Consider the following 6,720-nt stretch of genomic DNA (forward strand, 5'->3'; position numbering starts at 1 on the left):
GGACACGGGGGAGCACGAGGAGAGCGGGACTGGAGGGCCGGGGGGTCCGTCCAGTCCCGCTTCTCTGTGTGCGGGTTCTCTGTGCGGGCGCGCGTTACGCGGCCGTACGCGCCGTGGCGCACCGGCCCGCCGCCGCGGCGGTCAGGCGGCCCATCGCCTCGTCCCGGTCGCAGGCGTGGGCGCCCAGGGCCGTCTGACGGGCGATGACCGACCGCTCCTGCCGCATCAGCCGCCAGCCGCGGCGCATCAGGAACGGCACGGACTTGCGGCCCTCCCGCAGATCCCGCAGGAAACGGCGGCGGAAGGTCGTCAGCGGGCCCCGGCTCAGGCACAGCGCGTCGGCGAGAACGCCCAGTTCCCGGCAGCGTGCCACGATCTCGGCGGCGAAGATGCCCTCCGCGAGGAACAGCGGCGTCCGCCCGATGTCGATCGTCTCCTCGCCGGTCCGGGCGCTGAGCGCGAGGTCGTAGAGGGGTACACGCGTACGGCCGGTGCGGCACAGCTCCGTGATGGCCGCGACGGCCGTGTCCGCGTCCCACGATCCGGGGTGGTCCCAGTCGATGTCGGAGCTCTGGGGCACCAGCGGCAGCGTCGGGTCGGTGCCCTCCTTGTAGAAGTCGTCGAGCCGCAGCACCGGGAGGCCGGAGCGGGCGGCGAGGAGGGACTTGCCGGAGCCGGAAGGGCCGCAGAGCAGCACGACTCGCGTCGGTATGGGCGGATGGGAGCTCACGGGACACCAGTCTGAGGCATCGAACGGCCGCCGTACGACCCCGCGGGTCGACTTTGAAGCCCGCGTCACATCTCAACTACGCTTCGCGTCGACCCGATTACTCTCCGAGGTACTCGCGAAGTACTCCGAAGCACGAGGTGACTCACCGATGGCCCGACACGCGTCCTCCCGCACCCCGACCGTCCAGCGCGCCCTGGTCGTCCTCGCGACCGCGGGGGTGGCCCTGGGCGCAGGCGCGGTCTCGGCCTCCGCGGAGGGCGGCGAGACACTCGCCGGCCTGGCGCAGACCCGTCCCACCTCACTGGGCGACATCGATCCGCAGGCGGGCCTCCAGGCGGTGACCGGCATGGTCGGTTACGTGACCGGCCCGGTCGCGGACCTCAAGCCCAACCCGCTGGCCGGCACCGGCGTCGACCCGCTGGACAACGGCGTCGGCACGAAGGTCGCCGACTTCCAGCCGCTCACCTCGACGGCGCTGACCGGTCCGGTCGCGCAGGCCCAGTCCCTCGGCGGCGTGCCGGTGGTGGGGCAGGTGACGGAGCTGCTGCGCTGACGCCGTCCGCGCCCCTGGCGTACGGGACATACGAAGAGCCGCGCCTTCCCCGGACGGAGGGAAGACGCGGCTCGCTCGTGGGTGTACTCGGTGCGGCGGGCTCCAGGGCCTCCGGTGGCCCCGTGGCTCCGGTGCCTCAGTACGACGAGCCGGACGCGCCCAGCGCACCCGTCGGGTGCCAGACCGTCTTGGTCTCCAGGAACGCCGTCATCCGGTCGGTGCCGGGAGTCGTCGACCAGCCTCCTCCGTCCACAGGCTGTGGACGGAGGACGCGCTTGAGGTTGTCCGCCGCGGCGATCTCCAGCTCCTTCGCCAGCGTCTCGTCGGCGCCCGCGAGGTCGATCGCGTTGACGTCCTGGTGCGAGGCGAGAGGGGCCGCGATCTCCGCCGTACGGCCGGACAGGATGTTGACCACACCGCCGGGGAGGTCGGAGGTGGCCAGCACCTCGCTGAGGGAGAGGGCCGGGAGGGGGGCCTTCTCGCTCGCGACGACGACCGCGGTGTTGCCGGTCGCGATCACCGGCGCCACGACCGAGACCAGGCCCAGGAAGGACGACTCCTGGGGGGCGAGGACGGCGACCACGCCCGTCGGCTCGGGAGAGGACAGGTTGAAGAAGGGGCCCGCGACCGGGTTGCCGCCGCCGACCACCTGGGCGATCTTGTCGGTCCAGCCCGCGTACCACACCCAGCGGTCGATCGCCGCGTCCACCTGGAGGCCCGCCTTGGACTTCGACAGGCCCTCGGCGTCGGCGACCTCCGCGACGTACTGGTCCCGGCGGCCCTCCAGCATCTCGGCGATCCGGTAGAGGATCTGGCCGCGGTTGTACGCCGTCGCGCCGGACCAGCCGCCGAACGCCTTGCGCGCGGCGACCACCGCGTCACGGGCGTCCTTGCGGGAGGAGAGCGGGGCGTTCGCCAGCCACTTGCCCTTCGCGTCTGTCACCTCGTACACCCGGCCGCTCTCGGAACGCGGGAACTTCCCGCCGACGTACAGCTTGTAGGTCTTGAAGACGCTGAGACGGTTCTGGTCAGACATCGAGGTACGCCTCCAGGCCGTGGCGGCCGCCCTCGCGGCCGAAGCCCGACTCCTTGTAGCCGCCGAACGGCGAGGTCGGATCGAACTTGTTGAACGTGTTGGACCAGATCACACCCGCGCGGAGCTTGTTCGCGACCGCCAGGATGCGCGAGCCCTTCTCCGTCCAGATGCCCGCGGAGAGGCCGTACGGGGTGTTGTTGGCCTTGGCGACCGCCTCGTCGGGCGTACGGAAGGTCAGCACCGACAGGACCGGGCCGAAGATCTCGTCGCGGGCGACGGTGTGCGCCTGGGTGACGTTCGTGAAGAGCGTCGGGGCGAACCAGTAACCGGACGAAGGCAGTTCGCAGGCCGGGGACCAGCGCTCGGCGCCCTCCGCCTCGCCCCGGTCGGCCAGCGCGGTGATCCGGGCCAGCTGCTCGGCGGAGTTGATCGCGCCGATGTCGGTGTTCTTGTCCAGCGGGTCGCCCAGGCGGAGCGTGGAGAGCCTGCGCTTGAGGGAGTCCAGCAGCTCGTCGTGGATCGACTCCTGGACCAGCAGCCGGGAGCCCGCGCAGCAGACCTGGCCCTGGTTGAAGAAGATGCCGCTGACGATGCCCTCGACGGCCTGGTCGATCGGTGCGTCGTCGAAGACGATGTTGGCGCCCTTGCCGCCGAGTTCGAGCGTCAGCTTCTTGCGGGTGCCCGCGACCGTGCGCGCGATCTGCTTGCCGACGGCCGTGGAGCCGGTGAAGGCGACCTTGTTCACGTCGGGGTGGGCGACCAGCGCGGCGCCGGCGCGGCCGTCACCGGTGATGATGTTGACGACGCCCCTGGGCAGGCCCGCCTGGCGGCAGATGTCCGCGAAGAACAGGGCGGAGAGGGGAGTCGTCTCGGCCGGCTTGAGGACGACCGTGTTGCCGGTCGCGAGCGCCGGGGCGATCTTCCACGCCAGCATCAGGAGCGGGAAGTTCCAGGGGATGACCTGGCCGGCCACGCCGAGCGGCTTCGGGTTCGCGCCGTAGCCGGCGTGGTCGAGCTTGTCGGCCCAGCCCGCGTAGTAGAAGAAGTGCGCCGCGACCAGGGGGAGGTCCGCGTCACGGGTCTCCCTGATCGGCTTGCCGTTGTCGAGGGTCTCGAGGACGGCGAGTTCGCGGCTGCGTTCCTGGATGACGCGGGCGATGCGGAAGAGGTACTTCGCGCGCTCCGAGCCGGGGAGCGCCGACCACTTCTCGAAGGCCTTGCGGGCGGCCGCGACGGCGCGGTCGACGTCCGCCTCGCCCGCCTCGGCGACCTCGGAGAGGACCTCCTCGGTGGACGGGGAGACCGTCTTGAAGACCTTGCCGTCGGCGGCCTCCGTGAACTCGCCGTCGATGAACAGGCCGTAGGACGCGGCGATGTCGACGACGGCGCGGGACTCGGGCGCCGGGGCGTACTCGAATGCGGATCCGGGAGCGGATGCGGGTGCAGATGCCATGGTGATCAGTCCACCGTCACGTAGTCGGGGCCGCTGTAACGGCCCGTGGCCAGCTTCTGACGCTGCATCAGCAGGTCGTTCAGGAGCGAGGAGGCGCCGAAGCGGAACCAGTGGTTGTCCAGCCAGTCCCCGCCCGCGGTCTCGTTGACCAGGACGAGGAACTTGATCGCGTCCTTGGTGGTACGGATGCCGCCAGCCGGCTTCACGCCGACCTGCACGCCGGTCTGCGCGCGGAAGTCGCGGACCGCCTCCAGCATGAGGAGGGTGTTGGCGGGCGTGGCGTTCACCGCGACCTTGCCGGTGGACGTCTTGATGAAGTCGGCGCCCGCCAGCATGCCGAGCCAGCTCGCGCGGCGGATGTTGTCGTACGTCGACAGCTCGCCGGTCTCGAAGATGACCTTCAGCCGGGCGGACGTGCCGCAGGCTTCCCGTACGGCGACGATCTCGTCGTACACCTTCATGTAGTTCCCCGCGAGGAACGCGCCGCGGTCGATGACCATGTCGACCTCGTCCGCGCCAGCCGTCACGGCCTCGCGCACGTCGGCCAGCTTCACGGCGAGCGAGGCGCGGCCGGCCGGGAACGCGGTGGCGACGGAGGCGACCTTCACGCCGGAGCCGGCGACGGCCGCCTTGGCGGCGGGCACCATGTCGGGGTAGACGCAGACGGCCGCCGTGGCGGGGGTCGCGCGGTCGGTCGGGTCGGGACGGACCGCCTTCGCGCCGAGAGCCCGGACCTTGCCCGGGGTGTCCGCGCCTTCCAGCGTCGTCAGGTCGACCATCGAGATGGCGAGGTCGATGGCGTACGCCTTCGCGGTGGTCTTGATGGAACGGGTGCCGAGCGAGGCGGCGCGCGCCTCCAGGCCGACCGTGTCGACGCCGGGCAGCCCGTGCAGGAAGCGGCGCAGCGTGCTGTCGGACGCGGTGACGTCGGCGAGTCCGTGTGCGGGAACAGCGGATGCAGTGGTGGGCATGGTCACCAGGCGAGCATATCTACGCGCGTAGCGGCTGTACAGTCCCGTGCGCTCATTCTGCGGTCCGGCACCGCCTATGAGCGTCATCGGGGCCGTCGGGCACAATCGGCACCATGACGACCCCGGAGCCCCAGTCACCATCGCCGCAGCCGTCGGTACCCGTGTCCAAGGACCGGATCTACCGCTCGCCCGCGGGCCTCGCCGGCGGCGTTCTGCTGCTCGCGCTCGCCCTGTGGCTCGGCATCGACGCCCTGGTCGCGGGCGAGGGCCGCACTCCCTGGATGGCGCTCGCCGCGCTGCTGTTCCTGGTGCCGCTCATCGCCGCCTACACCGTGCGGCCGGCCGTCTTCGCGAACGACGACCGGCTGCGGGTGCGCAATCCCTTCCGCGTGATCGTGCTGCCCTGGGGACAGGTCGCCTCGTTCCGGTCCGGTTACTCCAACGAGGTCTTCACGGAGTCCGGCGACAAGTACCAGCTGTGGTCCATCCCCGTCTCGCTGCGCGGCCGCAAGAAGGCCGCCCGGCAGGAGACGCGGCGGGCCTCCGGGGGTGGCCGGGGGCGCGGTGGCGTGCTCGGCGGTCTCGGTGGCGGCGGTGTGCGGGCCGGTGCCGGGGCCGCCGCGGCGGCGGACGGGCCGGTGCGGGCGGAGACCGACAAGGTCATGGACGAGCTGCGCGAGACGCTGGAGGCGCGCAAGCCGGCCAACACGTCGCAGGGCGAGGTGACGGTGCGCTGGGCGTACGAGATCGTCGCGCCGGCGGTGGCGGGGGCGGTGCTGCTGGCGGTCCTGCTGGGGGTGGGCTGACGGTCTGGCGGTCTGGCGGGCCGGCGGTCTGGCGGGGTGGCGGGTCGGCGGACGGTCCGGCGGGCCGGCGGTCCGGTTCGGGCCTTGTGCCGGGTCGGGCGCCGGGTCTGTCAGGGCGCGGCCGACCAGATCAGGAGCATGTACGCCCCGCAGTACGCGGAGCCCAGTACCGCCGCCGTCAGCACCAGGGCGCGGTGGCGCCGGGAGGCGCGGGACAGGTGCAGGGCCAGCGGCAGGAGCAGGGGGAAGGCCGGGAGCAGGAAGCGGGCCCGGGAGAAGTACACGCCGCCACTGCCCAGGACGATCGCCAGCATGACGCCCGTGAAGACCAGCAGAGCGGCGGGCTGGCGGTCCCACACCGACAGGCCGAAGAGGACCACCGACGCGATCAGCGTGAGCGTCACCATCACCAGGAACAGCTGTGGGGTGGGGTCGCGCCACAGCAGCCACCGGATCTGGTGCAGGGTCCGCAGGCCGCCGTCCAGCTCGTTGTGCCAGAGCCGCTGTACGGCGAAGTACCCGTCCCAGCGGCCCAGACGCAGACCCACCCAGCCGAGGTACGCGCACCAGCCGAGCGGCGCGAGGAGCGCGGCCGCGAGGACGCGCGGGACGAGGGCCCGGCGGCGGACGAGATGCAGCAGCGCCGTCAGGGTGACCGCCGCCGCCACCGCGATGCCGGTCGGGCGGGTCAGCCCGGCGAGCGTGGCGAAGGCCGCCGCACACAGCCAGCGACCCGTGAGCACCGCGTACAGCGACCATGCCGCGCACGCCGTGAACAGCGACTCCGTGTAGCCCATCCACTGCACCGCGCCGACCGGGAACGCCGCCCACAGCGTGGTGAGGAGCACGCCGGCGCGGCGGCCGTGCAGGTGGTCGCCCACCGCGAAGATGCCCCACGCCGCGATGAGTGAGGCGACGACCGCGAGGCCGAGGCCCGTGGAAGCGCGCGTGCCCGGCGTGAGTACCGCCACCGCCTTCACCAGGACCGGGTAGAGAGGGAAGAACGCCAGGTTGTTGGAGTTGTGGGCGGTGCCGAGTTCGTCGTCGTAGCCGTGGTCGGCGATCGCGAGGTACCAGTCGGAGTCCCACTGCGCGGCGAGGTTCACCCAGAGGTCCTGGTGCCGGCGGGGGGCCCAGATCACGAGCACGAGCAGGCCCGTGAGGCGTACGG

At 72.0% G+C, this 6,720-nt stretch carries 7 protein-coding genes; 2 read left to right on the forward strand and 5 right to left on the reverse strand.

From position 1 onward, the window contains the following. Positions 1-94 precede the first annotated feature (94 nt). Positions 95-697 carry a uridine kinase gene (locus tag EBH09_RS23105; protein WP_121748856.1) on the reverse strand — a complete coding sequence of 201 codons (603 nt, stop codon included), beginning with the start codon at positions 695-697 and terminating at the stop codon, positions 95-97. Between the two features lie 181 nt (positions 698-878). On the opposite strand from EBH09_RS23105, the gene EBH09_RS23110 reads away from it, so the two are divergent. After that, on the forward strand, positions 879-1,283 hold the full coding sequence (locus EBH09_RS23110) for a hypothetical protein (RefSeq protein ID WP_121748857.1): 405 nt from the start codon (positions 879-881) through the stop codon (positions 1,281-1,283). A 136-nt stretch (positions 1,284-1,419) separates the two neighbouring features. Here EBH09_RS23110 and EBH09_RS23115 read toward each other — a convergent pair whose 3' ends face one another. From EBH09_RS23115 to deoC, 3 genes are read right to left on the reverse strand one after another with little or no spacing between them, the layout of a single operon-like run. After that, entirely contained in the window at positions 1,420-2,319 is a 900-nt protein-coding gene (locus tag EBH09_RS23115) for an aldehyde dehydrogenase family protein (protein WP_121748858.1), read from the reverse strand. Next, the gene (locus EBH09_RS23120) at positions 2,312-3,772 is read right to left on the reverse strand and encodes an aldehyde dehydrogenase family protein (protein ID WP_121748859.1); all 1,461 of its coding nucleotides are present in this window, start codon (positions 3,770-3,772) and stop codon (positions 2,312-2,314) included. The genes EBH09_RS23115 and EBH09_RS23120 overlap by 8 nt, the downstream gene beginning before the upstream one ends. A gap of 5 nt (positions 3,773-3,777) precedes the next feature. Then, complete coding sequence (gene deoC / locus EBH09_RS23125) at positions 3,778-4,743, reverse strand: deoxyribose-phosphate aldolase (protein ID WP_121748860.1); 966 nt, start codon at positions 4,741-4,743, stop codon at positions 3,778-3,780. Between the two features lie 113 nt (positions 4,744-4,856). On the opposite strand from deoC, the gene EBH09_RS23130 reads away from it, so the two are divergent. Continuing rightward, positions 4,857-5,549 (forward strand): PH domain-containing protein, encoded by a 693-nt coding sequence (locus EBH09_RS23130; RefSeq protein WP_121748861.1) that lies wholly within the window; start codon positions 4,857-4,859, stop codon positions 5,547-5,549. 110 nt (positions 5,550-5,659) lie between these two features. Here the strand turns inward: EBH09_RS23130 and EBH09_RS23135 are convergent. Further along, positions 5,660-6,720: hypothetical protein (locus EBH09_RS23135; protein WP_238697418.1), on the reverse strand; the 1,061-nt coding region annotated here is incomplete at its 5' end.

It is taken from the genome of Streptomyces sp. E2N166, from assembly GCF_003671715.1.
GTDB classification, from domain to species: domain Bacteria; phylum Actinomycetota; class Actinomycetes; order Streptomycetales; family Streptomycetaceae; genus Streptomyces; species Streptomyces thinghirensis.